Source organism: Propioniciclava sp. (assembly GCF_036744435.1).
GTDB lineage: Bacteria > Actinomycetota > Actinomycetes > Propionibacteriales > Propionibacteriaceae > Propioniciclava.
On record NZ_DAIOIA010000002.1, the window covers coordinates 28,949 to 54,848 of the forward strand.

20 protein-coding genes and 1 pseudogene are annotated in these 25,900 nt (G+C 71.3%); 3 read left to right on the forward strand and 18 right to left on the reverse strand.

Annotated elements, in window-relative coordinates; all coding sequences use genetic code 11:
* Window positions 1–92: 92 nt before the first annotated feature.
* The 13 genes and pseudogenes from ftsZ to mraZ all read right to left on the reverse strand — a co-directional run.
* Window positions 93–1,040: pseudogene (gene ftsZ, locus V7E09_RS00565) on the reverse strand (cell division protein FtsZ); the annotation flags it as partial.
* Window positions 1,041–1,211: 171 nt separating this feature from the next.
* Window positions 1,212–1,934, reverse strand: a complete 723-nt coding sequence (locus tag V7E09_RS00570) for a cell division protein FtsQ/DivIB (protein WP_324510559.1) — start codon at window positions 1,932–1,934, stop codon at window positions 1,212–1,214.
* The gene (gene murC / locus V7E09_RS00575) at window positions 1,931–3,346 is read right to left on the reverse strand and encodes a UDP-N-acetylmuramate--L-alanine ligase (RefSeq protein WP_324510560.1); all 1,416 of its coding nucleotides are present in this window, start codon (window positions 3,344–3,346) and stop codon (window positions 1,931–1,933) included. Before murC ends, V7E09_RS00570 begins: the two co-directional genes overlap by 4 nt.
* A 2-nt stretch (window positions 3,347–3,348) precedes the next feature.
* Window positions 3,349–4,446: an undecaprenyldiphospho-muramoylpentapeptide beta-N-acetylglucosaminyltransferase gene (gene murG / locus V7E09_RS00580; protein WP_324510561.1), complete on the reverse strand. Its 1,098-nt coding sequence runs from the start codon at window positions 4,444–4,446 to the stop codon at window positions 3,349–3,351.
* A gap of 12 nt (window positions 4,447–4,458) precedes the next feature.
* Complete coding sequence (gene ftsW, locus V7E09_RS00585; RefSeq protein ID WP_324510562.1) at window positions 4,459–5,754, reverse strand: putative lipid II flippase FtsW; 1,296 nt, start codon at window positions 5,752–5,754, stop codon at window positions 4,459–4,461.
* Between the two features lie 22 nt (window positions 5,755–5,776).
* Entirely contained in the window at window positions 5,777–7,249 is a 1,473-nt protein-coding gene (gene murD / locus V7E09_RS00590) for a UDP-N-acetylmuramoyl-L-alanine--D-glutamate ligase (RefSeq protein WP_324510563.1), read from the reverse strand.
* On the reverse strand, window positions 7,231–8,301 hold the full coding sequence (mraY, locus tag V7E09_RS00595) for a phospho-N-acetylmuramoyl-pentapeptide-transferase (RefSeq protein ID WP_324510564.1): 1,071 nt from the start codon (window positions 8,299–8,301) through the stop codon (window positions 7,231–7,233). Before mraY ends, murD begins: the two co-directional genes overlap by 19 nt.
* Window positions 8,298–9,731: a UDP-N-acetylmuramoyl-tripeptide--D-alanyl-D-alanine ligase gene (locus tag V7E09_RS00600; protein WP_324510565.1), complete on the reverse strand. Its 1,434-nt coding sequence runs from the start codon at window positions 9,729–9,731 to the stop codon at window positions 8,298–8,300. The genes mraY and V7E09_RS00600 overlap by 4 nt, the downstream gene beginning before the upstream one ends.
* Window positions 9,732–9,733: 2 nt before the next feature.
* Window positions 9,734–11,176 (reverse strand): UDP-N-acetylmuramoyl-L-alanyl-D-glutamate--2,6-diaminopimelate ligase, encoded by a 1,443-nt coding sequence (locus tag V7E09_RS00605; protein WP_442956812.1) that lies wholly within the window; start codon window positions 11,174–11,176, stop codon window positions 9,734–9,736.
* A 38-nt stretch (window positions 11,177–11,214) separates the two neighbouring features.
* A complete protein-coding gene (locus V7E09_RS00610; protein WP_324510567.1) occupies window positions 11,215–12,990 on the reverse strand; it encodes a peptidoglycan D,D-transpeptidase FtsI family protein in 1,776 nt (591 codons plus the stop codon).
* A 128-nt stretch (window positions 12,991–13,118) separates the two neighbouring features.
* Window positions 13,119–13,715 (reverse strand): hypothetical protein, encoded by a 597-nt coding sequence (locus V7E09_RS00615; protein ID WP_324510568.1) that lies wholly within the window; start codon window positions 13,713–13,715, stop codon window positions 13,119–13,121.
* A complete protein-coding gene (gene rsmH, locus V7E09_RS00620; protein ID WP_324510569.1) occupies window positions 13,712–14,671 on the reverse strand; it encodes a 16S rRNA (cytosine(1402)-N(4))-methyltransferase RsmH in 960 nt (319 codons plus the stop codon). Before rsmH ends, V7E09_RS00615 begins: the two co-directional genes overlap by 4 nt.
* A 123-nt stretch (window positions 14,672–14,794) precedes the next feature.
* A complete protein-coding gene (gene mraZ, locus V7E09_RS00625) occupies window positions 14,795–15,232 on the reverse strand; it encodes a division/cell wall cluster transcriptional repressor MraZ (protein ID WP_324510570.1) in 438 nt (145 codons plus the stop codon).
* A gap of 228 nt (window positions 15,233–15,460) precedes the next feature.
* Here mraZ and V7E09_RS00630 point away from each other — a divergent pair, with 228 nt between their 5' ends.
* Genes V7E09_RS00630 through V7E09_RS00640 form a run of 3 tightly spaced genes read left to right on the forward strand, consistent with a single transcriptional unit; the run spans window position 15,461 to window position 19,762 of the window.
* On the forward strand, window positions 15,461–16,426 hold the full coding sequence (locus V7E09_RS00630) for an AAA family ATPase (RefSeq protein WP_324510571.1): 966 nt from the start codon (window positions 15,461–15,463) through the stop codon (window positions 16,424–16,426).
* Between the two features lie 7 nt (window positions 16,427–16,433).
* On the forward strand, window positions 16,434–17,654 hold the full coding sequence (locus V7E09_RS00635) for a DUF58 domain-containing protein (protein ID WP_324510572.1): 1,221 nt from the start codon (window positions 16,434–16,436) through the stop codon (window positions 17,652–17,654).
* Window positions 17,651–19,762, forward strand: coding sequence for a transglutaminase family protein (locus tag V7E09_RS00640; protein WP_324510573.1), 2,112 nt, complete (start codon window positions 17,651–17,653; stop codon window positions 19,760–19,762). Before V7E09_RS00635 ends, V7E09_RS00640 begins: the two co-directional genes overlap by 4 nt.
* A gap of 81 nt (window positions 19,763–19,843) precedes the next feature.
* On the opposite strand, the gene V7E09_RS00645 is transcribed toward V7E09_RS00640, so the two are convergent.
* From V7E09_RS00645 to V7E09_RS00665, 5 genes are all read right to left on the reverse strand, one after another.
* Window positions 19,844–20,194 (reverse strand): DUF3040 domain-containing protein, encoded by a 351-nt coding sequence (locus tag V7E09_RS00645; protein ID WP_324510574.1) that lies wholly within the window; start codon window positions 20,192–20,194, stop codon window positions 19,844–19,846.
* A gap of 85 nt (window positions 20,195–20,279) precedes the next feature.
* A complete protein-coding gene (dinB, locus tag V7E09_RS00650; protein WP_324510575.1) occupies window positions 20,280–21,452 on the reverse strand; it encodes a DNA polymerase IV in 1,173 nt (390 codons plus the stop codon).
* 3 nt (window positions 21,453–21,455) lie between these two features.
* Window positions 21,456–25,163: a DNA polymerase III subunit alpha gene (locus tag V7E09_RS00655; protein ID WP_324510576.1), complete on the reverse strand. Its 3,708-nt coding sequence runs from the start codon at window positions 25,161–25,163 to the stop codon at window positions 21,456–21,458.
* Window positions 25,156–25,539: an SAV_6107 family HEPN domain-containing protein gene (locus tag V7E09_RS00660; RefSeq protein WP_324510577.1), complete on the reverse strand. Its 384-nt coding sequence runs from the start codon at window positions 25,537–25,539 to the stop codon at window positions 25,156–25,158. The genes V7E09_RS00655 and V7E09_RS00660 overlap by 8 nt, the downstream gene beginning before the upstream one ends.
* Window positions 25,539–25,823 carry a DUF6504 family protein gene (locus V7E09_RS00665; RefSeq protein WP_324510602.1) on the reverse strand — a complete coding sequence of 95 codons (285 nt, stop codon included), beginning with the start codon at window positions 25,821–25,823 and terminating at the stop codon, window positions 25,539–25,541. Before V7E09_RS00665 ends, V7E09_RS00660 begins: the two co-directional genes overlap by 1 nt.
* Window positions 25,824–25,900: the final 77 nt, after the last annotated feature.

Genomic DNA, 25,900 nt, shown 5'->3' on the forward strand with positions numbered 1-25,900 from the left:
GTGGCCGGGACACCAGGGGCCGGCGGCTGAGCGGGACGCGGCTTGTTCAGGTCGGGCTGCCGAGTCACCCCGGGCTGCCGACGAGGCGGCGCCCCGCCGTCGAAACCGGCCGCGATGACCGTGACCCGCACCTCGTCGCCGAGGGCGTCGTCGATGACCGTGCCGAAGATGATGTTGGCGTCCTCGTGGGCGGCCTCTTCGATGAGGTTCGCTGCGGCGGACACCTCGAACAGACCCAGATCCGAGCCACCCGAGATGGACAACAGGATGCCGTGAGCGCCATCGATGGACGCCTCGAGCAGCGGGCTGGACACGGCCATCTCCGCGGCCGCGCGAGCTCGATCCTCGCCGCGGGCGGAACCGATGCCCATGAGCGCCGATCCGGCGTTGCTCATGACGGCCTTCACGTCGGCAAAGTCGAGGTTGATCAGGCCAGGCGTCGTGATCAGGTCGGTGATGCCCGACACCCCCTGCAGCAGTACCTGATCGGCCTGCTTGAAGGCCTCCAGAATCGCCACATGATGATCGGCCATCTCCAGCAGCTTGTCGTTGGGAATGACGATGAGGGTGTCGACCTCCTCACGCAGCGCCGTGATGCCGTTCTCGGCCTGGCTGGAGCGCCGCTTGCCCTCGAAGGAGAACGGACGGGTCACCACACCGATGGTCAACGCTCCCAGGGAACGCGCGATCCGGGCGACCACCGGGGCCCCGCCGGTACCGGTGCCACCACCTTCACCGGCCGTCACGAAGACCATGTCGGCGCCCTTGAGCACCTCCTCGATCTCCTCGGCGTGATCCTCGGCGGCCTGTCGCCCCTTGTCAGGGTCGGCTCCAGCGCCAAGGCCCCGCGTGAGATCGCGGCCGATGTCGAGCTTGACGTCGGCGTCGCTCATCAGGAGGGCCTGGGCGTCGGTGTTGACGGCGATGAATTCGACGCCGCGCAGTCCGGCCTCAATCATTCGGTTGACGGCATTAACGCCGCCGCCGCCGACGCCGACGACCTTGATGACCGCCAGGTAATTCTGGGATGCACTCGCCACGTTCGGTACCCAATCCTGTCGTCGAAACTTCGATCGCCCCCAGCACCCCGAGGTGTCTCGTGGGGGAAGACATCGACCTGGGAGGGACTGCCGAACAGATTATCCGAGGCCACCGCGCAGCGCCCAGGCAGCGCGCTGCGTCGGCGCGCCTCTCAACCTTGGGTTGAGAGTTCAGCGGGTGGTGGGGTGGGTCGGCGCCGACACATCGTACTCACGTGCCTTCACTCCCAGCAGGGGGACCACGACTCGGGCTTTGAGTTCGCTCTCGTCCGCGCTGCCCCATGTGATCTTGCGGCCATCACTCAAGGTGACGACGATCGAGTCCTGCGACGCGGCGCTCATCGTCGACGCCTGCGAGCGCACCTGCTCGGGCAAGGCGGCGGCTACCGCGGCCATCGCGCCGATGACCTGCACGTTCGCGATCCCGGAGGTGGCCGTCAGCACACCGGCCGGCGCTTCGGAGGTGCGATGGAAGATGACCCCATCCGCCGAGACCCACAAGAACTCCCGGCTCAGGGGGACGGCCAGGACCGCCTGACGCTCGGTGACCGCGATGGACACCGTGCCCGGCCACACCCGAGACACCTTGGCCGCAGCCACGGCGGGCAGCGCGTCCACGACCCGCGCCTCGATGCCGGCGGCATCGATGGCCGCCAGCGGCGTGCCGAGCGGCACCGACGCGGCATCGACGACGTCCTGCGTGGTGACCACGGCGACCCCCGTCACCTCCACCTGCCGCGCCAACAGCCAGGGCGACCCCCACACCACCCACGCGATGCCGGCTAGGAGCGCCCCGACCAGCGCCGCCAACCCGGCACGCTTCAGCCAGCGGCGGCGCTTGGCGCGCCCCCGGCGCTTGCGCGCTCCCGTGACATCGACGAGGGGTTCGCTCACGCGCCCTCCCGCAGCAAGGCGAGCAGGGCGGGGCCGACGGTGGTGACCGACCCGGCTCCGATGGTCAGCACGAGGTCACCCGGACGGACCAGCGCGGCGAGGGCGGCGGGGACCTCGCTCAGCGTCTCCACGACCAGCGGGCGGACGCCGCGATCGGCGGCGCGCGCCGCCAGGTGCTCCGCCGTGACCCCGGGGAAGTCTGCGGCGGACTCACGCGCCGGGTAGATGCCCGCGATGACGACCTCATCGGCCAGGGCGAGCGCATCGGCGAAAGCGTCCTCGAAGTCGCGGGTGCGGCTGAACAGGTGGGGCTGGAAACAGGCGACCAGACGTCCGCCGGCGGGCACCGACTCCCGCGCGGCGGTGAGGATCGCCGCGACTTCGGTCGGGTGATGGGCGTAGTCGTCGTAGACCCGCACCCCGGCAGCCTCCCCGCGCAACTCGAACCGGCGATGGGTGCCCGCGAAGGCTCCCAGCGCCGCCCGCAGTGCAGTTCCGTCGAGGCCCAGAGCCCGGCCCACGGCGTAGGCGGCCGCCGCGTTGGCCAGATTGAAGCGGCCGGGGACGGCCAGGCTGAGGGGACCGGAGTCCCCCGTCGCGTGCAGTGTCGCGGTGGTGACGCCGGGACCGAGGCGGACGTCCGTGATGCGCACCTCGGCATCGAGGCTCTCCCCCACGAGGACGACCGTCTTGCCTGCAGCCGTCAGCCGTACCGCGACCTCCCGGGATCGCGGGTCGTCGGCGTTCATGATCGCTGTCGTGACCGCCGCGGCCGAGCCGAGCGCAACGAAGCCTTCCTCGTACGCCGCCGGGGTGCCCCAGTTGTCCAGGTGGTCGGTCTCGATGTTGGTGACCACGACGATCTCTGCGGGGTACTGCAAGAAGGAGCCGTCCGACTCGTCCGCCTCGACCACGAACGGTCCGCTGCCCAGCGTGGCGCGCCGACCGGTCGCCGCCAGGGGGGAGCCGATCACATAGCCCGGGTCCACCCCCAGGCGCGTCAGCATGGTCGCGACCATCCCTGTGGTCGTCGTCTTGCCGTGCGTGCCCGACACGGCGATGCCGACCCGACCCAGCATCAACGCGGCCAGCGCCGCCGAACGATGCCACACCCGCAGGCCACGGCTCCGGGCGGCCGCCAGTTCCGGATTGTCGGCCTTGATGGCGGAGGAGACCACGACGGTCTCCGCGTCCCCGAGCTGGTCGGCGTCATGGCCCACGAACGTCCGCACCCCGGCGGCGGACAACTCCGCGAGCGTCTCGGAGTCGTCCCGGTCGCTGCCGGAGACCGGGACCCCGGCCGCGGCATACGACTCGGCGATGCCACTCATGCCCGCCCCGCCGACGGCGATGAAGTGGACGGGGCCCAGGCTGGCCAGCGGTTCCAGCGGGACCGGGCTGATCAACGGCATGGTCACTTCCCCCGGGCGAGGCCGAGCACCACGGCGGCCAGGTCGGCGGCCGCGTCGGCGGGCACCAGCCCGGCGAGCCGCTCACGCATCGCCGCGAGGCGTCCCGGCTCCTGCAACAACGGCAGCACCTCAGCGAGGAGGCGCGGGCCGTCGAACTCGGCATTCGGCACCACGATGCCCGCACCGCCCTCCACCAGGAAGGTCGCATTGCGGGCCTGTTCCCCGTTGCCGTGCGGCAGCGGCACGAACACGACCGGGAGGCCGACGGTCGCGGTCTCCATGACGGTCCCGGCCCCGGAGCGCCCCACCATCAGGTCCGCCGCCGCGTACGCCTGCTCCATGGCGTCGACGTACCCGACGGGCCGGTAGGTGGCCCCGGTCGCGGCGTCCCTGACCTCCACGTGCGCATCTGTCATGTTCTTGGGACCCAGGACGTGCAGGACGTCGACGCCCGCGGCCAGCAGCGCATCGCGCGCGGCAAGGGTGGCATCGTTGATCGCCACCGCCCCCTGAGATCCACCCGAGACCAGCAGCAGCGGACGCTCCCCGGGCAACCCGAGCGCGGCCCGGGCCCCCGCCCGATCGGCCGCGACATCGAGGTCGGAGATCGCGGCGCGCAGGGGCATGCCGACATAGCGCGCCCCGCGCAACGGGGTGCCGGGGAAGGTCACCGCCACCACCTTCGCAAACGTGGCAGCGATCTTGTTCGCCAGACCGGGCACCGCGTTCTGCTCGTGCAGGACCACCGGGACACCCCGCGTCCTGGCAGCCAGGTAGACCGGTAGCGAGACATAGCCGCCGAAGCCGACCACGGCGTCCGCCTTCACCTCATCGAGGATCCCGATGGACGTGCGGACGGCGTCCCACAGCTTGCCAGGAACCCTGGCCAGGGCCGGCGTGAGTGAGCGCGGGAGCGGGACGGGCGGGATCATGCGCAGGTCGAGGCCCGCCGCGGGGATCACCCGCGACTCGATCCCCTTGGGCGTTCCGATGGCGACCAGCGCGACGCCCGGCTCCTGCTCACGCAGCCGCTCCGCGGTGGCGATGAGGGGCGAGGTGTGGCCGGCGGTACCCCCGCCGGCGAGGACGATCGAGACCATGGGGCTCCTGGTTCAGGGACGGCGACGGCCCGGCAGGACCGTCGAGAAGCGACGTCGCGGCGACGCGGAGCGAGCGCGTTGCTGCGACCAGGCAAGGGCCTCCGGTTCGTCCCGGGCGCACGCGACGAGGACGCCGACCGCCATGACGTTGGCCAGCATCGCCGACCCGCCGTAGGAGACGAACGGCAGCGGCACGCCCAGCACGGGCGCCCACTGGAGGACGACGAGGATGTTGATGAGTGCCTGCAGGGTCAGCCACAAGGTGGCGCCCGAGGCGACCAGACGGCCGAAGAACGTCGAACTGCGCACGGCGATCCGGAAACCACCCCACGCCAGCATGATGAACAGGGCGAACACGCACAGGGTGCCGAGCAGGCCCAACTCCTCCCCGACGATCGCCAGAACGAAGTCGGTGTGCGCCTCCGACAGCGCCCCCCACTTCTGCCGGCTCGACCCGAGCCCGACGCCCAGCCAGCCCCCCGTCGCCAGACCGTAGATGGCGCGGATCGGCTGGTGGTTGATGCCCGTCGGATCGGCGGTCGGATCCAGGAAGCCCAAGATGCGAGCCATCCGGGACGGCTCGAGATAGACCAGGGCGGCGGTGCCGGCAGCGAACAAGCCGACCAGCGCGCCGATCACGCGGAAAGGAGCGCCGACGCACCACAGCATGCCCAGCATCAGGGCCGCCAAGATGATGGCCGTCCCGAGATCCTTCTGCAGCACCACCAACCCGATCAACCCGCAGGCGAACACCACGAAGGGAACCACGACGTGCTTGGCCTGGTTCAGCAGGGCTCGCTTGGTGTCGAGCACCGCAGCTCCCCACACCACCAGCGCGAGCTTGGCGAACTCGGCGGGCTGGATGCGCAGCATCGATGCGCTGCCGCCCCCCAGGTTGATCCAGTTCTTGTTGCCGCCGACGCCGTAGCCCAGCGACGTGAACGTGAGCAGCATGCCGACGACCGCCAGGAACAAGGCGGGCCAGGCGAGTTTGCGATAGGTGCTGACCTGCAGCCGGGACATCACCGCGCCGAGCACGAGCGCGAGCGCCACGAAGACGGCGTGCCGTTCGACGAAGAAGTAGGGGTCCCCGAACTGACGCTGTGCATACGGCGTGGACGCCGACCAGACCATCAGCATCCCGAGTCCCATCAGGATGAGCGCAGGCACCGACACCAGAAAGGAGTCCGCCAGCGGATGCGCGAGCCAGTGCGCGGCCGAGGCGCGCAGCCCGGCCGGCGGCGTGCCGGGCGAACGTCGCGCCGGGCGCGCCGACGGTTCGGTGCGGCTCGGAGTCAGAATCGCCACGGCCGTCCTCCCCTCACACTCGTCACTGTCCGGCGTGCCTCGCGGCCGCCGCGAAATCGTCGCCCCGGACGTCGTATCCGGTCCAGATGTCCCGGCTGGCGCACCCTGGTGCCAGCAAGACGGTGTCACCCGGCCGGGCCAGGTCGGCTGCTGCGGCGACGGCCCGCGCCATCACCCCAGTGTCTCCGCCGTCCAGGACGACCACCGGCACCTGTGGCGCGTGTCGGGCCAACGCGTCGGCGATCACCTGGCGGTCGACGCCCAGCAGAACGGCCCCCCGCAGCTTCTCGCCGTAGGTCTCCACGAGAGTGTCGAAGCTGGTGCCCTTCGCCTGTCCCCCAGCGATCCACACGATCGAGTCGAACGCACGCATCGACGAGGCGGCGGCGTGCGGGTTGGTCGCCTTGGAGTCGTCGACGTAGGTCACTCCGCCCACGTCGGCGACCGTCTGAATGCGATGATCGCCCGCGGGCAGCGCACGCAATCCCTCGGCCACCGACTGCGGCTTGACGCCAAAGCTCCGGGCCAGCGCCGCCGCCGCCAGCGCGTTCTCGAGATTGTGCGGGGCCGGCGGGTGGACGTCCGACACCGAGGCCACCGGCATCGCCGAGTCGCGGCGCTGCTCCACGAAGGCCCGGTCGACCAGCAGGTCGTCCACGACACCCAGCATGGACGGCGCGGGGATGTCGAGCCGGAAGCCGATGGCGCGCGCCCCCTCGGTGACGTCGGCCTCCGCCACCATCGCCTCCGTCGCCGGCTCGGCGACGTTGTAGACGCAGGCGTGCGTGACCCGCTCGTAGATCTTCGCCTTGTCGGCCGCGTAGGCGGCCATCGGGTCCGCCTCGGCCGTGTACCACTCAAGATGATCGGGGTGCAGGTTGAGCACGGCAGCGGAGTGCAGTCGCAGCGAATGGGCCCAGTGCAACTGGAAGCTCGACAACTCCACGGCCAAGACGTCGTAGTCGATCTCGTCCAGGAGCGCCTCGATGATCGGGCGCCCCACGTTGCCCACGGCGTCCGTGCGCAGCCCGTCAGCGCTCAGCATGGAAGCGAGCATCAAGGTGGTGGTGGTCTTGCCGTTCGTCCCGGTGACGCCCAGCCAGGGGACGACCCGGTCCGGCTGCATCATGCGCCACGCCAGTTCGACCTCACCCCAGATGGGAACCCCTCGTGCAACGGCCTGCGCGAGCAGCGGTGCCGTCGGCGGCCAGCCGGGAGAGGTGACGACCAGGTCCGCGTCAGCGGGAAGCTCCGCGCTGGCTCCCGCGCCGAGGCGGACATCCACGCCGAGATGACGCAGGAGCTCCGCCTGCGCCGTCTTCGCCGGGGTTTCCGCGTCGTCCAGCACGATGATCGTGCCCACGTTCAGCGACAACAGCCCGTCGGCCGCCGCGAAGCCGGACGCACCGAACCCGGCGACCACGACGGTCGCCTCCGGCCAGGGCGACAGCCGATCCGCGTCCGCGATCCAGGACTTCATCCGGCGACCACCCATTCCGCGTAGAAGAGACCCATGCCCGTGGCGATGAAAATGCCGCAAATGATCCAGAACCGGACCACCACCGTCTGCTCGGCCCAGCCCTTCATCTCGAAGTGGTGATGCAGCGGAGCCATCTTGAACAGGCGTTTACCGCCACTGAGCTTGAAATAGCCGACCTGCGCGACCACCGACAAGGTGATCAGCACGAACATGCCGCCCAGGACCACGACGAGCAACTCGGTGCGGGTCAGGATCGCCAGCCCGGCGACCGCCCCGCCCAGGGCCAGCGAGCCCGAGTCGCCCATGAAGATCTTCGCCGGGGAGGCGTTCCACCACAGGAAGCCGAAACACGCCCCGGCCAACGCGAGCGAGACCGCTGCCAGGTCGATGGGGTCACGAACTTCGTAGCACTGCGGGCCGGCCGTCGACAGGGACGCGCAGCTTTGCGAGCTCTGCCACAGGTTCACCACCGCGTAGGCGGCGAACACCATCGTCGTCAGGCCGGTGGCCAGCCCGTCCAGGCCGTCGGACAGGTTCACGCCGTTCGACAGCGCCGCGATGATGAAGATGATCCACAAGATGGCCACCGCCAAGGGCAGGTGGAACCACTGGAGATCGCGGAGGAAGGAGACGTACTGGCTGGCCGGGGTCACGCCGCGGCTGTTGGGGAAGGCGAAACAGCCGATCGCGAACAGCGTCGCCACCAGCGTCTGTAAGGCCAGCTTCGCCCTGCTGTTGAGGCCCAGGCTGCGGGCTCGGGAGATCTTGATCCAGTCGTCGAGGAAGCCGACGAAGCCCAGCCCGGCGAACAGCCCCAGCAGCAGCATCCCCGACGCGGTGGGCGGCGTCCAGGTGAAGAGGTGGGCCAGCGCGTAGGACAGGACCACCGAGGCGATGATCGCGATGCCGCCCATGGTGGGGGTGCCCGCCTTCTTCAAGTGCTCTTTGGGCCCGTCGTCGCGGACGTATTGCCCATAGCCCTTGAGCACCAGCACGTGGATCGCGAGCCGGGTCCCCAGGAGTGTCCCGATCAGGCCGAGCGCGCCGGCCAACAGAATCATCCTCACGCCGGGTCCCCTTCATCAGTCGTGGCGGCGAGTGCCTCCGCGACACGCTCCAGCGCGAGTCCCCGCGACGCCTTCACCAAGACCACGTCGCGTGGCCGCACCAGCGAGCGGAGACGGCCCGTGAGCGCGTCCACGTCAGCAAGATACTCGCCCGTGCCCCCGGCATCGGTCGCGCCCACGGCGATGAGCCGACCGAGGTCGCCCACGGCCAGGACCTGGATCCCCAGGCGTGCTGCCAGTTCCCCCAGCGCTCGGTGCTCCGCCTCGGCGCCCTCGCCGAGTTCCAGCATGTCCCCCAGGGCGGCCAGCAGCCGACCCGACCCGTCACGGATCCCGGCGAGGGTCGTCAGCGCGGCGCGCATCGAGTCCGGGTTCGCGTTGTAGGCGTCGTTGAGGATCGTCACTCCGTCGGGCCGGGTGACCAGTTCCATCCGCCAGCGCGAGGCAGCGGTGGCCGCCGACAGCGATCCGGCCACGGCGTCCAGCGGGACGCCCGCTGCCAGCGCGATCGCGGCCGCGGCCAGCGCGTTGGACACCTGGTGCTCCCCCAGGACCTGCAGCCGGACGCCCACGTGGCCGCGGGCCTCCCCGGCGGCGTGCAGGGTGAAGCGGTAGCGCTGCAGCACGTCGGGCTGCGCGTCTTCAGCCCACACACGCAGGGCGCCCGTCTGGGCTCCGGGATCGCCCTGGGCGGAGAACACCGCGAGGCGTGCGGTCGTGCGCCCGGCCATGCCCAGCACGCGCGGATCGTCCGCGTTCAGCACCGCCCAGCCGGTCGGTGGCAGCGCTGCGACGAGTTCGCCCTTGGCTTGCGCGATCGCCTCCACCGAACCGAACTCTCCCAGGTGGGCGTGCCCCACGTTCAGGACCGCGCCGATGGACGGGCGCGTCATCCGCGCGAGAGCCGTGATGTGGCCCTGCCCCCGGGCCCCCATCTCGCTGACCAGGAACCGGGTGGCCGAGGTGACCCGGCAGGCGGTCAGCGGGGCCCCGATCTCGTTGTTGAACGAACCGGGCGGGGCGACGGTGGGCCCCGCATCGCCGAGGATCTTCGCGACCAGATCCTTGGTGGACGTCTTGCCCGAGGACCCCGTGATGCCGACGACGGTCAGCCCGGCGACCTCGGCGCGGGTCACGACGTCGCGGGCCAGCGCTGCCATCGCAGCGACGGTGTCCGCAACGACGATCTGTGGCAGGTCGGCGTCCACCTCCCGCGTCACGAGCGCGGCGCCCGCCCCCAACTCACGCGCCTGCCCCAGGTGGGCGTGCCCGTCGGTGCGCTCACCCAGGATCGCGACGAACAGGGCTCCCGCGCTGACGTGGCGCGAATCGGTCACCACCGCGGGCCCGACGAGGTGGTCGGCGTTCGTGGCGCGTACCAGCCGCCCCGCCGTGACGTGAGCGACGTGTGCGAGCGTCACCGGATCCATGGTCAGTTGCCTTTCAGGTCGCGAACCACCGCGACATCGTCGAAGGGGGTGATGACGCCTGCGATCTCCTGGCCAGACTCGTGTCCCTTGCCCAGGACGGCGATCCAGTCACCGGGACGGCCGCGTCGCAGCGCCTCGGCGATCGCCGATCGGCGATCGCCGCCGTCAATGACCTCGACGCCGGGAACCTCACGGGCCCCGGCGAGCACCTCGGCCCGGATCGCCGCAGGGTCCTCGCTACGCGGATTGTCGTCGGTGACCACCACCACGTCCGCGCCCGAGGCGGCAGCGCGTCCCATCGGCCGCCGCTTGGAGGGGTCGCGATCTCCCCCCGCCCCCAGGACGGCGAGGTGACGCCCCGTCGCGGGCAGCGCCGCCAGGGCGGCCTGCACGGCCTGGGGGGTGTGGGCGAAGTCGACGACGACGTGCGGCGCCTCGGCGCCCAGGTCGACGCGTTGCATGCGTCCCGGCACGTGCGCCTCGGCGAGTCCCGACGCCGCCAGGGCGAGATCGCCGCCGCGCGCGCCGACCATGGCCAGCGCCGTGACGGCGTTGGCCACGTTGAAGTCGCCCAGCATGGACGTGGTGAAGTCGAGTTCGCCGCCCGGGTGGGCCAACACCACCCGCGATCCGCCGCTCGGGCGAGGCTCCGCATGGAGCACCCGGTAGTCGGCGTCGGGACCCAGGGTGGTCACCAGGTCAGAAACGCCCTCGCTGCGGACCCGGTCGGCGAGGGTGCGGCCCCACGGATCGGCGGTGTTGATGACCGCGACCCGGCAGCGGCCCCCGGTGAACAGCCGCGCCTTCGCCTCGAAGTAGGCCTCCAGCGTGTGGTGGAACTCGAGATGGTCGTGGCCCAGCATCGTGAACGCGGCGACGTCGAAGACCATGCCGTCGACGCGGTGCAGCGCCAGCGCATGGCTGCTGACCTCCATCGTGACCGCGTCGGCCCCGCCCTCCACCATGACGCTCAGCAGCGCCTGCAGGTCGGGCGCCTCGGGGGTGGTGATGGTGGAGCGGGGGGCATCCAGGGGCGCTCCGCCCAGCCGGAAGCCGATCGTGCCGATGGTCGCCACCCGCAGCCCGACGGCGGTGAGGGCGGCATCCAGCAGGAACACCGTGGACGTCTTGCCGTTGGTGCCGGTCACCCCGAACAGGTGGGTCCGCTCGGCGGGGCGGCCGTACACGTCGGCGGCGATCCGCGCCATGGCGACGCGAGGATCCTCCACGATCGCCACGGGGACGCCTGCATCCGCGGCGAGGGCGCCGCCCGCCGCGTCGGTGAGCACCGCGATCGCACCGGCCGCCACGGCGACGGCGGCGAACCGCGCCCCGTGCGTCGCGGCCCCCGGAAGACCCACGTACAGGTCGCCAGGGCGGATGCGCCGCGAGTCCAGGGACACCCCGGTGAGGACGCCCGACGCCCCCGGCACCAGGGATGCCAGGGGCAGACCGGACGTGGCTGACGGCCGAAGATCCTCGGTCATCGACGCGGTTCCTCCTCCTTGACCAGGGGCAACTGAGTCTTGTCGATCTCAGCGCTGGGCGTCACACCATAGCGGGGAAGCGCCAGGCTCATGATGTCCTTGTAGACCGGGCCCGCCATCCCGAGGCCTGCCCCCTCCGTGTCCGGCCGGGCCACGAGCACATAGACCAGGATCTGCGGATCGTCGACGGGGGCGACCCCCACGATGGAGGCCACCTGCCCCGAGTACCCGCCCGACGTGGACGCCAGCCGCGCGGAGCCGGTCTTGGCGCCGGAGGTATAGCCGGGGATGCCGATCTGCGCGTCGTTGTAGATCGTGCGCTGCTCCATCATCTTCACGACCGCGTTGGCGGCCTCCTCCGAGACGACCCGATGCGACGCGGGCGCCTCGACGGGGTTCATGGCCCCCTCGGTTCCGGTCGCCTTGACGATGCTCGGCTCCGTGTAGACACCGCCGTTAGCGACCGCGGCCACCGCGGCCGCCATCTGCACGGCGCTGACGGACACGCCGTACCCGAACGCCATGGAGTCGGCCTGGTACTGGGCCATGTCGGCCGCCGGTACGGAGCCGCTCAGCTCGCCGGGGAGACCCAGGTTGGTCTTGGTTCCCAGCCCGAACTTGACCATGTAGTCGCGCAGGGTGGCGGCGGACATCGAGCGAGCCGCGGTGATGGCGCCGACGTTGGAGGAGCGCACCAGAATGCCGCGGGTGGTGATGTCGATGTTGCCGTGGGTGAACGAGTCCTTCACCGTGTGGTCACCGACGTCGATGCTGCCGCCGATCGAATACGTGGTGTCCGGGGTCGTCAGGCCCGCGTCCAGCAGCGACGCCAGGGTCAGCACCTTCTGCACCGACCCGGGCTCGTAGACGGCGTTGACCGCCCGGTTGCCGGTGTCCTCCGCGTTGGCGTCCCCGGGGTTGTTGGAGTCGAAGGAGGGGTAGTTGGCCATGCTGAGCAGTTCGCCGGTCTCGACATCCATGACGATCGCCACGCCCCAGTTGCCGCTGACCTCCTTGACCCGTTCGGCGAGCCGCTGCTCGACCATCCATTGCAGGTCGGGGTCGAGGGTGAGCTGAACGTCGGTACCGTCGACGGCAGGGGTGAGCACCTGGTTGCCCAGCGGGATCTTGCCCATCGGGGAGGTCTCGTAGATCTCGCGGCCCGGCGTACCGGTCAGCGTGGTGTCCAGCGAGCGCTCCAGCCCGGCGGCTCCCTTGCCGTCGCTCATGAACCCGACGACGTTGCTGGCCACCGTCCCGTACGGGTAGACGCGGCTCGGGTTGGATTCGCGGGTAATGCCCAGGAAGCCACGCTCGGTCAAGGTGGCGTTGAGCGCCGACCAGGTGCTGGCTGCCACCTGCTTGGCCAGGAGTTGGTACTGACTGTCCGTCTTGCGCAGCTTGGTCTCGACTTCGGCCTTGTCCAGGCCGAGTGCCGGCGCGATGATCGCCGCCATGTCGGCCGGCGCCGACGCCGCCTTGTCGCGGTCGGCCTGCGTCATCGTGGACGCCTCTTTGCCGTTGGTGGAGATCCGCTTGGGGTCGGCCACCACGTTGACGGTCGCCTCGGTGAGTGCCAGCACCGAGCCGTCCCGGCCCGTGATGGTGCCGCGGACGGCGGGCACCGAACGTGCCACCGTCATGTCCGTGGCGGCCTGGGCGGCGACCGCTTTGCCGTTGAACACCTGGATCTGCACCGCGCGGGCGCCGACGAACGAGAACACGATCGCCACCACCACGATCAGGACGCGGAGCCGTCGTGTGGGCGACACCACAGCGGCTGTTCCGCGGCGGCGAGTGCGACGTTGGCCGGACCCGCCGCTGGTCGTCTTCTGGCTGGGACGCCGGGTGGAACTCGAGGAGGAGCCGCGGCCGGATTGGGGGGGACGCCGCGTGCCGCTCATCCGTGCGCCTGTCCGTCAACGGCCGGATCCGCCGAGGTGGACGGTGTGGGGCTCGCCTGCACCTCGGCCGTGCCGACGGGTTCCGCTGCGGCGGGCTCGGCTGCGGCGGCCGCGGACGTCTGGGTGCTGACCGCGGACGCCTGGGTGGTGCTGGCGGCAGCCGAGCCCGCGACCCGCAGGCTGGGGATCTCGTTGCCCGTGGCAGGCACCGGCGTTCCCTGAATCGAGCCGGTGCCCAGGTCGATGAACACGGGGTGGGCGTTGGGCACCATGCCGAGCGCGGTCGCCCGACGCCCGAGTTCGCGGGGCGCGTTGGCCCGGTACACCTTCGACTCCAGATCCGACACCTGGTAGGCCAGCTCGCTGGCGGTGCGCTGCTTGGCGCGCAACTCGAACTCGCGGGTCTGCAGGGCGGTGCTCAGCACGAGCACCCCGACCAGGCCGGCCACCAAGATGGCGACCATCACGACGCCGAACATCAGCGAGGACATGCGGCGCGGCGGGCTGTTGATCCCGACCAGATGCGGCCGGGCGTTCGCTGCAGCCTCCCCCAGCTTGCGGGGGGCCTGCTTGATCGCGTTCCATGCCGTCATCGCTGCCCCTCACGTCGTTCCACGGCCCGCAGCCGGGCAGACGCCGCCCGCGGGTTGACCTGCGCTTCCGCGTCGCTGGGCCGCTCGGCGCCGCGCGTGAGCGCGACGAAGCGCGCCCGGTGCTCGGGCGGCACCACCGGCAGCCCCCGCGGGGCGGTGTCGGTGGTGGCCGCGCCGAACGAGCGTTTGACCAGGCGATCCTCCAACGAGTGGTAGGCCAGCACCGCGAACCGGCCACCAGGGGCCAGGGCGTCCAAGGCGGCGGGAAGCAGGCCTTCCAGCGCGGCGAGCTCGCCGTTGACCTCGATGCGCAGCGCCTGGAACGTCCGCTTCGCCGGATGCCCGCCCGCGTGCCGGGCCGCGGCGGGGATCGCGGCATCGATGGTGGCGACCAGCCGGGCGGAGGTGACGTAGGGCTCCGCTTCGCGCTCGAGGACCACACGTCGCGCGATCCGGTCGGCGAAGCGTTCCTCGCCGTACACGCGGAGGATGCGCGTCAGTTCGGCGGCACTGGCCGTGTTCAGCACGTCGGCGGCGGTACGGCCCGCCCCCGGGGACATGCGCATGTCCAGCGGAGCGTCGGCCGCGTAGGAGAACCCGCGCTCGCGTCGGTCGATCTGCATGCTGGACAGCCCGAGGTCCGCGAGAATCGCCTGCACCTGCGGCGTGCCGTCCTCGGCCAGGACCTCGGTGATCTCGTCGTAGACCGCCTCGTACAGCGCGACGCGGTCCCCGAAGGGCGCCAGCCGCTGCCGGGCGATCGCGAGCGCATCGGGGTCACGGTCGATGCCGACCAGTCGTGCCCGCGGGCACGTCGCCAAAACAGCCTCGGCGTGTCCGCCCAGCCCGAGCGTGCAGTCGACGTAGGTGCCGCCCTCGGCCAGAGCTGGGGCAAGGAGGTCGATGGTGCGCTCGGCCATGACGGGGACATGCCCCGTGGCTGCCGGTTGCACCATGATCCCTCCTCCTTCGTTGTGGTCCGTGCGGTCGGGTTCCGGTCCGTACCGAGGTCCTGGCACCGGGGAAGTGGCGTCAGGGCGACGGTCGGACCGAAGCCTCACCGCGCGGGCGGTGTCTCATCAGCGGGCCTCCCCGCCGGGGAAGATCTCCTCATCCATGTCGGCGTACGCCTTGTCCTGCTCGGCCGAGTAGGCCTCCCATGCGGCGAGGTCCCAGACCTCGACACGGTTGAAGGCGCCGATGACGGCGATCTCCTTGTCCAGACCCGCGTAGTTCCGAAGAACAGGCGGGATGGTCACGCGTCCCTGCTTGTCCGGCGTCTCTTCCGAGGCGCCAGCCGCGAACATCCGCTGGAAGTCACGAATGCCCCTCAAGGTCGAGGGGCCGTTCATGGCTGCCTGCGCCTGCCGCTGAAACTCCTGGGGGGTGTAGAGGGTCAAGCACCGCTCCTGGCCCTTGGCGATGATCAGACCCTCGCCGAGCTCGTCGCGGAACTTCGCAGGCAGGAAGAACCGGCCCTTGTCGTCAACCTTCGGGAAGTGCGTGCCCAGGAACATGCACCCTCCCTTCGGCCACCCATGCCCTCCACTGCACTCCACATTACCCCACAATCCACCACTTCCATCAATGACTCCTCCCCTTCCGGCGCGCCCCGCTCCCAGGAGGAACCGGACACGTGCCCGCGCGGGTGACAAGCAGAAACCACGTCGCGGCAGGTGCCGTCCGGCCGCGAGCGCGCGCCTAGGGGAGGATCGTCACTTCGACAGCCCGGTAGGGTTTCGCGTGTGTCGAACACCACATCCGCCGACGTCTCCGAGGTCGCCACACTCGCCCACGACCTGCGCGCCGCCATCGGCGAAGTGATCGAGGGCAAGCCGCAAGCCGTGGACATGGCCCTGGTCGTCCTACTCGCCGGCGGACACCTCCTCATCGAGGACGTCCCCGGCGTCGGCAAGACCATGCTCGCCCGGACGCTGGCCCGATCGCTGGACTGCTCGGTGCGCCGCATCCAGTTCACCGCCGACCTGCTACCCAGCGACATCACGGGCGTATCGGTGTTCAACCCGCAGAGTCGCGCCTTCGAGTTCAAGCCCGGCGGCGTGTTCGCCAACATCGTCATCGGCGACGAGATCAACCGCGCCTCCCCCAAGACCCAGTCCGCACTCCTGGAGGCCATGGAGGAGAGGCAGGTCTCCGTCGACGGCTCCACCCACGCGCTGCCCGACCCGTTCATGGTCTTCGCCACGCAGAACCCGATCGAGATGCAGGGCACCTATCCGCTGCCGGAGGCTCAGCGCGACCGGTTCATGGCGTCCATCTCGATGGGCTACCCCACCCGATCGGCCGAGGTCGACATGCTCGACCACCATGCGGCGGCCAACCCTCTCGCCGCAGTGCGCCCTGTCACCGACGCGGCAGCCATCCTGTCCGCCCGTCAGGCCGTCGGGCGCGTCTACGTTCATCCCGCCCTGAAGGACTACGTGGTCGGAATCGTCGCGGCGACGCGCGCCAGCGACCTGCTCCGCCTCGGGGCTTCCCCCCGGGCCAGCCTCCACCTGCTGCGCGCCGCCAAGGCGCGCGCCGCGATCGCCGGCCGCGGCTACGTCATCCCCGAGGACGCCAGCACCCTGGCCGCCTCCGTGATCGCGCACCGCGTCCTGCTGAGCCACCGCGCGCAGACCACCCAGGCCAGCGCAACCGACATCATCACCGACCTGTGCGCCGGCGTCCCGACCCCACGGCGCACCTGAGGCGCCGATGAGGTCCCTTCCCCGGCCGACCGGCCGTACCGTCACCGTGTGGGTCATCGGCGTGGCCCTGCTGCTGGTCGCTTTGGGACTCGGCAACCAGGATCTGCTGTGGCCCTCGATCTTTCTCCTGGTGCTGCCCCTGATCGCCCTGGTCTCGGTGCTGGTACGCCCGCCACGGTTCGCCGTCTCCCGTACCCTCGACCCGCCCGTCGGTCAGGCCGGCGAACCCATGCAGGTCAGCGTCGACGTCACCACGCTGCGATCCAGCCCCCTCACCTCGGTGTTCGCCGAGGACGTCCCGGATCCGGAACTCGGCCGCGGCGTCCCGTTCCGGCTCGCGAGCGGCCAGTCCGGTGACATCACCCGAGCGGAGTATGACCTCCACCCGCGTCGTCGGGGCCGGTTCACGCTGACCGGGTTCGCCTACCGCTTCGCCGACTTTCTGGGGTTGTGGGTGCACACGGTCCGCGGCGGCCACGCCACCCCGGTCGTCGTCCGGCCCCAGCACACGTGGCTGCCCGGACGCACGGCCCACTCCTACGGCATCACCGGTGAGACCCCGATCCCGCAGACCGCGTTGTCCGGCCCCGACGACGTGATGGTCCGCGAGTACCAGCCCCGCGACGACGTCCGGCGCATCCACTGGCCCTCGACGGCCCGCACCGGATCCCTCATGGTGCGCCGGGAGGAGGCCGCGTGGGATCCGACCGCCTGGCTGCTGCTCGACTCCCGAGAGGCCGTCCACCCGGCGGTCGGGTCGCTCAGCCCCACCTTCGAGGCTCTCGTCTCGGCCGCGGCCTCCCTGGGCGTCCGCATGCTCGGCGACGGCTTCTCCGTGACCCTGCTGGACGCAGACAGTTCCCCGGTCACCGTCGACGCCGAGTCACCCGACGCCGTGGACCGCTGGCTGGACCTGCTGGTCGACGCCGACCTGACCGGTGAACCCGACCTCCTGGAGGCCACGGCGACGCTCGCACAGACCGGCGGGGAGAACCTGATCATCGCGCTCCTGGGCAGCCTGGACCGCAGCGTGGCCGAAGCGCTCGTCGCCGGCGCGGGGGCGCGCGAGAACCGGCTCGCCCTCGCGCTCCCCCCGACCGCGGAGGATGCGGACGCCTGGGAGGTCGGCGGAGCGATCCTCACCGACCACGGCTGGCAGGTGCGTCCACTGCCCGGCAGCGGCGAAGCCCTGGCTGGCGCCTGGACCGACGCGGGAGGTGCACGATGAGCTACCCCTGGCGCGTGACGCTGGCGCTGATCGCCTCCTTCTGGCTCCTCCTGTGGCCGTGGAACCAGCTCACCCAGGACGCCGGAACCCTGCTGGCGGCCTCCCTCACCGCGACCGCCGTCCTGCTCGTCGGCGGCGCGGCCCATCGGCTCGCCGTGCCGTGGCCGCAACTCCTCGCGCTCCTCACCGGGGGGATCGGCCTCATCGCCACGGTGACCGCCCTCGCGGGCCCGGCAGCCGTGCTGCGCCTGCCCGAGTTCTTCGTGGCCGGTCTCGGCTACATCCAGTCGGCGACGGCGCCGGTCCCCGCGAACATCGGCGTCAGCGTCATCATCGTGGGGGCGACCGTCCTGCTGGCCGTCCTCGCCTCCGCGCTCACCCTCCCCACCCGGCAACCGGCCCTCGGCATCCTTCCGCTCATCAGCCTGTACCTGGTGCCCTCGGTGATCCTGGTCACGTCGATGCTGTTCAGCGAGTTCTGCCTCCTGGCGCTGGCATGCGTCGCCCTGCTGTGGGCCGGTTCGGCGGCACCCCGCGGCTCGGGGGCCACCAAGGTCGCCGCTCTGGTCACCACGATCGCCATCGCCGCGGCGAGCGTCGGCGTCACGTACGCTGCCGCGCAACTGTTCCCGCCGCTGGAACCCCAGCGCAGCCAAGAACCGCTTCAGATGAACGACCCGAGCCTCGACCTGAAACGCAACCTCGTGGAGGGCACCGACGATGTCGTGTTGACCTACCAGACCCCCACCGGCGAGGGCGAGTACCTCAAGCTCGCGACGCTGTCGTCGTTCTCGCGCAGCGGATTCGGGCTGTCCGACGTCCGGGTCGGCACCGGCCGGTTCCCCGCCGTCCCCGGCTCGCCGCTCGGGGAGTCCCTCACCACATCCGTCCAGGTGGGTGCATTCCGCAGCGAATGGCTGCCCGTCCCCTACGCGCCCACCGCCATCAGCGCTCCCGGAGACTGGGGGTTCGCCCTCGACACCCTCGACGTCATGGCGCTCGACCGTGCCAACCGCACCGCGGCCACCGAGAACCTCAGCTATCAGGTCACCAGCCTGAAGGTGAACGCCGACCCCGAGATGATCGCGCGCGCCTCCGCCGACGAAGCCCCCCGACGCGACCTCACGACGGGGACGACGGGGTTGCCCGACAACATCGCGGCGCTGGCGCAGGAGATCACCCGGGATCAGACGACGGCGGGCGGGAAGGCGCAGGCCCTGGAGGCGTACCTGCGGTCGGACCGGTTCACCTACTCCACGGCCTCGGACGTCGGCGTCGGGGATGGGGTCGACACCATCGAGGACTTCCTGTTCCGTTCCCACCGCGGCTACTGCGAGCAGTTCGCAGGGGCCATGACGCTGATGGCGCGGACCCTGGACATTCCGGCCCGGATGGCGGTCGGCTTCGTCCCGGGCACGCGGACCGACAACGGCTGGGAGGTCACCGCACGCGATATGCACACCTGGCCCGAACTGTGGCTCGACGGGCTGGGCTGGGTCGCGTTCGAACCCACTCCCTCCCGCGGAGACACCACCGGCGGGCAGGCGTCCACCTCAACCGCAGCACCGTCCGCGACGGCGCAGCCGACCCAGGACACCACGTCCCCCGAGCCCGCCCCGGAGGAGAGCCCGTCCCAGGAGCCCACTCCCGTCGAGCCGCTTCCCGGCGAGACCGGGGTCGTCGAACTGCTGCCGTGGATCGTGGCCGGTGCCCTCGTGCTCGCCGCCGGGATCGCCGTGGTCCGCCTGTGGCCGTCGTGGGCTCGCGCGCGACGACGTGCGCGCAGGCTGGCAGGGACGGGGGACCCGCGGAGGGACACCGTGGCGGCCTGGGATGAGGTGCGGGATTCGGTGACCGACCTGAAACTCCCCTGGCCGGACGGGTCACCCCGGTTCGCCGCCGAGCGACTGCTGGGACGGCTGGGCGGTGACGCGGCCGCGGAGACGGCTCTGCGTGACCTTGCCGCCGCGTCCGAGCGCGCCCTGTTCGACCGTTCGGAGACGTACGCCCTCGCAGGTTCCTGGCGCGACGAGGTCGAGATCATCGTCGCGGCCCTGCACGCCACCGCGGCGCAACGGCGCGGTGCTGCGCCCCGCCGGGCCGTCTGACGCCGCGGACCACGCCTGCGCCGCCCACGACGACGAAACGCCCGGCATCACATGCCGGGCGTTCGTCGGTGGATCAGGGGATCAGAAGCGATCCTCGGGACGCCGCCGGGTGTCGCGTTCGGTGGGTGCGCTGTGCGGGGTGCCCGCGGCGGGCTGGGCTCCGGCATCGACGTGACGCCAGGCGCTGATCGCCAAGACGGTGGAGGCCAGCATGACCACGAAGCCGATCACGCTGATCACCCAGGTGACCTGCATGCCTGCGACGAGGGCCACCAGACCGACCACGAAACCGACGCCCGCCAGCGCGGCGTGACGGCGGTGCAGGGACCGGGAACGGCTCCCCCGCAGAGTGTTGGCGAGCTTGGGGTCATCGGCTGCGAGGGCGGCCTCCAACTGTTCGAGCAGCCGCTGTTCGTGCTCTGACAGTGCCATCGCGCCTCCCTTCATCGGTGCGCTCGTGCGAGTGTGCCCTCAGTGTAGGCGGCAGACCCACCAAACGGAACCGCGCCGAGGCCTGTCAGCCGGCCCTCCGACGCCGGGTGAGCGTCGCACGGGAGACGGCATCGGGACCGAACCGGGCGATCGCCGCGTCGGCGGCGCGCTCGGCCTCTCGCCAACCGCGCTCGGGTTCGTCCAAAGCGGGCTGGGTGGCGACCTGATCGACGTCGAGCACCTTCTCCACGCGGACGCCGACGCGCCGCAGCCGCGGCCGCTCCAGCCGGAACGCCGCCAGCAGCCGACGTGTTGCCGCGTGGATCTCGGAGGTGACGTCGGTCGGGTAGGGCAAGGTCAGCGATCGCTGCACGGTGCGGAAGTCGGCGAACCGCAGGCTGAGCGTCACGGTGCGCCCGACCACCCTGGCGAGCCGCATCCGGGAGGCGACCCGGGCGCTGATCCGCAGCAGTTCGGTGGTGATCAGATCGAGGTCGTCGGTGTCCTGGGCGAAGGTCTCCTGGCTGCCCACGCTGCGCTCCGACGCCTCGGTGGCCACCACCCGGCGGCCGTCGATGCCCCAGGCGAACTCCCATAGTTCCGCCCCGGCGCGGGCGCCGAACGCCCGCTGCAGCGTCGACTTCGGTGTGTGCGCCACCTCGCCGACGGTGTAGAGACCCAGCTTGTTGAGCGCCGCCGTGGTGGAGGGGCCGATGCCCCACACCTTCTCCACGGCGAGGGGGTGCAGGAAGGGAATCACCTCCCCGGGCTGTACCCGGAACAGCCCGTTGGGTTTGGCGTGGTTGGATGCCATCTTCGCGATCAGCTTGGTGGGGGCGATGCCCACCGAACAGGGGATGCCCTGTTCGTCGGCGACCAGCGCCCGGATGAGTTCCCCGACCTGCTCGGGCTCCCCCAGCAGCCGCCGCGTCCCGGTGATGTCGAGGAAGCCCTCATCGAGGGAGACCCGCTCGACCGAGGGGGTGATGGTGGAGAAGATCGCGAACACCCCCTCCGAGGCCGCCTCGTAGGCGTCGTAGTCGGGGGCGATCGCGACGGCGTCGGGGCACAGCCGCCGCGCCCGCGTCGAGGACATGCCGCCCTCGACGCCATAGGCGCGAGCCTCGTAGGAGGCCGACAGCACGACACCGCGGGTCGCTCCCCCGACCCACACCGGCTGACCGCGCAGTTCGGGGCGACGGCGCAACTCGACGGCGACGTAGAAGGCGTCCATGTCGACGTGGCAGATGACGGGCATCGTTCACCGCCCCGAGGAGCCGGGGCTGGAATGCCACAGCTTGCGACCGGGATCGGCGTAGCGCTGCGGGATGGACCGCGGCGACTCGCCCGCCGGGGCGATGTCGGTGTAGGGCGACTGCACGAACCCGCTGGGGTGGACCAGCACCCGGCGTTGCCCCATGCCGCCCGCCGCCGCCGCGTGCTCGGTGTCGGCGCGACCCTCGTCCGCGCCGGGATACTGCTCGTCCTCAGGGCGGTCCTCGGACTTGGCGTTCCAGTCGGCCCACCGTGTGCGCTGACCCTCCCGGGCCTGCTCGGCCTGGGCTGCCAGATCGGCGTCGATGACGGCGTGGACGGCGGCGATCGCCGCCTGCGCGTCGCCGGTGGATTCCAGCGTGGAGGTCCACAGCGCTTCCAGGTGCAGCAGATCCCAGGCGCCCAGGGCGCGCAACGACACCCCGCGGGCGCCGGTGCGACGCACCTCCCCTACCCCGATGAGCAGCCAGGCGTTGAACACGGTGGTCGCCGAACCGCCTTGGGCGTCCTCGAAGAAGGTGAGGTCGACCGGGCCGGTGCCGTCGTCGAGGGTGAGGAAGATGACGCGACGCCCGGACTTCACCGGCGGGGTCTGGGTGGCGACCTTCACCCCGCCCACCAGCAGCCGGGAACCGCTGCGTCGGGTGAGTTGGTCGGCCGCGTCGGTGGCGCCGAGCGCCCGCAGGAAGGGCCGATGCTCGTCCATGACGTGCTGGGTGGCATCCAGCCCGAGCACCGACAGTTCGGCGGCCATCCGTTCCTGTTCGGTCATCTCGGGCAGCCCGGACACGACGATGTCGGTGCCGGGGGCCACGTCGCCCTCGCCGAGGACGGTTCCCAGGTCGAGGGCGAGTTGGACGGCTTGCCGCCCGGACGCACCGTCGCCGGTCAGCCCGCGGGCGCGGGCGTGCTGCCGGGCCTGGACCCGATCCGCACGCGCCAGGTCGGTGACGGTGAGCAGCAGGTCGCGGCGGGTCACGCGCCCGTGCGCGCCGATCGGACGCGGCGCGCCGATGCCGTAGAGGGCGTCGAAGCCGCCGGCGAGCACGAGGTGTTCGGCCACATCGATGCCGGGCTGGGCGCGGTGCCAGAAATCCAGCAATCCGGCGTAGGGCTGCGCGGCCTCGATGCGTTCGATCTGCGCGGCGGAGATGTTCTTCACGTCGGTCAGGGCCAGCCGGATGCCGTGCACCTCGCCGTCGGGAGTGGCGACGGGTTCGATCCGGTAGTCGGCCCGGCTGGTGTTGACGTCCAGCCCCAGCACGGGGACGCCGAGGCGGCGGGCCTCGGCCAGGATCAGCCGCTTGGGGTACATGCCGGGGTCGTGGGTCAGCAGCCCGGCCAGGAAGGCGGCCGGGTGGTGGTGTTTGAGCCAGGCCGACTGGTAGGTGGGCAGCGCGAACGCGGCCGCGTGCGCCTTGCAGAACCCGAAGGAGGCGAACGAGACGAGGATGCCCCACACCTGGACGATGAGCGGTTCGGGGTAGCCGCGCTCGCGGGCTGCCGGGAAGAACCAACGCTTGACCTCCTGCTGCCCGGCGGGCGAGCCGAGCGCCCGGCGGGCCTCGTCGCCGTAGGCCAGCGAGCAGCCGGTCATGGCGGCGACCACCTTGATCACCTGTTCGTGGAACACGATGACGCCGCGGGTCTCGGCCAGGGCGGGGATCAGGTCGGGGTGCGGGTAGGAGGCCTCAGCCCAGCCGTTGCGGGCCCGCAGGAACGGCACCACCATGTCGGATTTGACCGGGCCGGGCCGGAACAGGCTGATGTCGATGATGAGGTCGTTGAACTCGTCGGGACTGAACTTGCCGACGAGTTCGCGCTGGCCGGGGGACTCGATCTGGAAGCAGCCGAGGGTCTCGGCGCGGGAGATCATGGCGTAGACGTCGGCGTCGTCGTACGGGTCGAGGGTGTCGATGTCGACGCGGCCGCCGCCGACCCGTTCGATCTCGTTCAGCGCGTGCGCCATGGAGGACTGCATGCGGATGCCGAGGATGTCGAGCTTGAGCAGACCCAGATCCTCCACGTCGTCTTTGTCGAACTGGCTCATCGGGTAGCCGCCCAGGGAGCGTTCGGTGGGCGTCCGGTCGCCGAGGGTGGCATCGGAGAGGATGACTCCGCACGGGTGCAGGGAGACGTGGCGGGGCAGCCCGTCGAGGCCCTCCACGAGGGTGAACAGCACCTGCAGTTGGGCGTCGTTCAGGTTGGCGCGGCGCAGTTCGGGCAGTTCGCGCAGGGCGTGGCGGACGTCACGGGCGCGGATGTGAGGGAAGGCCTTGGCGATGGCGTCGATGTCGCCGGGCGGCAGGCTCATGGCGGCGCCGACGTCGCGGATGGCGTGCCGGACGCGGTAGGTGTCGAGCATGGCGACGGCGGCGACCCGCTCCTGCCCGAAGTCGGCGAACACCTGGTCGTAGACCTCGAGGCGGCGGGCGGACTCCACGTCGATGTCGATGTCGGGCAGGGCCCGGCGCAGCGGGGAGAGGAACCGCTCCATGATGAGGTCGTAGCGGATCGGGTCGACCCCCGAGATGCCCAGGCAGTAGTTGACCAGGCTGCCGGCCCCCGAGCCGCGGGCGGCGACCCGGATGCCCAGGTCTTTCACCCGTGCGACCACGTGGGCGACGGTGAGGAAGTAGGACGCGAACCCCATCTGGGAGATGACGGCCAGTTCGTCGGCCAGCCGATCGGACGCCTCGCGGCTCGGCGTGCCGTAGCGGGCGTTCAGTCCGGCCTCGCAGCGGGCGCGGAGCGCGGCGAGCGCGTCGCCGACGCCGCCGAGCACGGCGAACTCGGGCAGGTGGATCTCGCCCAGGCCGATGTCGGCATGCGGGTCGAGGCGGCACCGCAAGGCCAGCGCACGGGTGTCACCCAGCAGCCGGGTCGCGTCGCGGCGTCCGGCGAGCCGGGCCACGTCTGCGGCGCGCGCCGCCATCTCGGCCCCGGAGGTGAGGTAGCCCTCGGCGTTGCGGCGGTCGACGTTGCGGGCATCCAGCGGCACCAGCCTGCGGGCGGCGTCCAGCACGTCGGCGATCGGCGCATCCGTTTTGCGGGCCATGCGCACCGCGTTGGTGAGGACGCCGGGAAGGCGGTGCGCGTCGGCGAAGGCGAGCATGCGACCGGCCAGCCGCGCCGACCCCGGACCGGCCCCGGGGAGCCTGTGGTCGGTGACGCCGACGACGAACTGGTCGGCGTCGACGCGTTCGCGCCAGGACGCCAGCACCCGCGCTGCGCGGGCCTCGTCGCGGGCGGCGATCGCCTCCCCCAGGTCTGAATCGGGGCCGAGCATCACGACGGTGTCGGTGGCGTGGGCGCCGATCAGCTCGCGCGTCGCGACGGGGGCACCGCGCTCCCCGCCCGCGTGGGCGGCGGTGACCAGGCGACACAGCGCTCCCCACCCGGCCCGCGAGGAGGCCAGCACCACCGCCCGCTGCCGCGGCTGCCCGACGCCACGCCGCCCTGGGTGCGCGTCGGCGTCGGCGACCGCGAGATCGACGCCGACGACGGGGGCGATCCCCGAGGCCAGGCAGGCCTTGGCGAACCGCACCGCCCCGTAGAGGCCGTCGCGGTCGGTGAGCGCCAGGGTGTCCATGTCGTACCCGGCCGCGGCGCCGACCAGCACGCTGGGGTGGCTGGCGCCGTACTGCAGCGAGTACCCGGAGGCGACCCGCAGGTGCGTGAACGGCTCAGCCATGCGCACCCACCTTGACCCCGGCCGCCTGAGCGAAGGAGCGCACCTCGCGGATCAGATCGTCGGCCTCGCGGCTGGTAACCAGCCCGACCGCGCCCGCCTCGACGGCGCGGCGCTTGAGGTGCAGCGCGTCGAAGAACTCCGCCCATTCGGCCAACTCGGGCGCGACCCGGGCCAGGACACCCCACACGGGAGGTCGGCCGACCACTCGGGCACGGCGACGCACCAGCACCCAGGCTGCGACCTGGAGCGCTGCGGTGTGGGCGATCACGAACCGTTGCGCAGGCATGAGGGCCACCTCGGCCTGGGTGAGGGTCGCATCCACATCTCCGGCAGCACCCGCGGCGACCGTGCGGGCGTCGTGCACCTGGACGGCCATCAGTCGACCACCGCGCGCAGGAACCAGTCCTCGCCGCCGAGCGGATGCGCCAGCTCGTAGACCCCCGGAACCGCCGCCCGCCCGGACGCCGCGATCACCCGCCAGATCTCCGATTCGGCCAGCAGATCCTCCCCCGGCTTCGACCACCAGTCGGACGTCTCGCGCCAGCGCGTCTCGACATCGAGCACCCGCCACAGCCGACGCCGCCACAGGAACTCGACGGGATTCCCCGCCCCTTCGCCCTCACCCGACCGCACCGCGATCGGCTCGTCGTAGCGCCGCATACCCACCCCCGAACCTCCACCATTCGAACACTTGTTCGATGGGAGTTTCACTATAAGCGGGGGCTCCGACAGCCCGT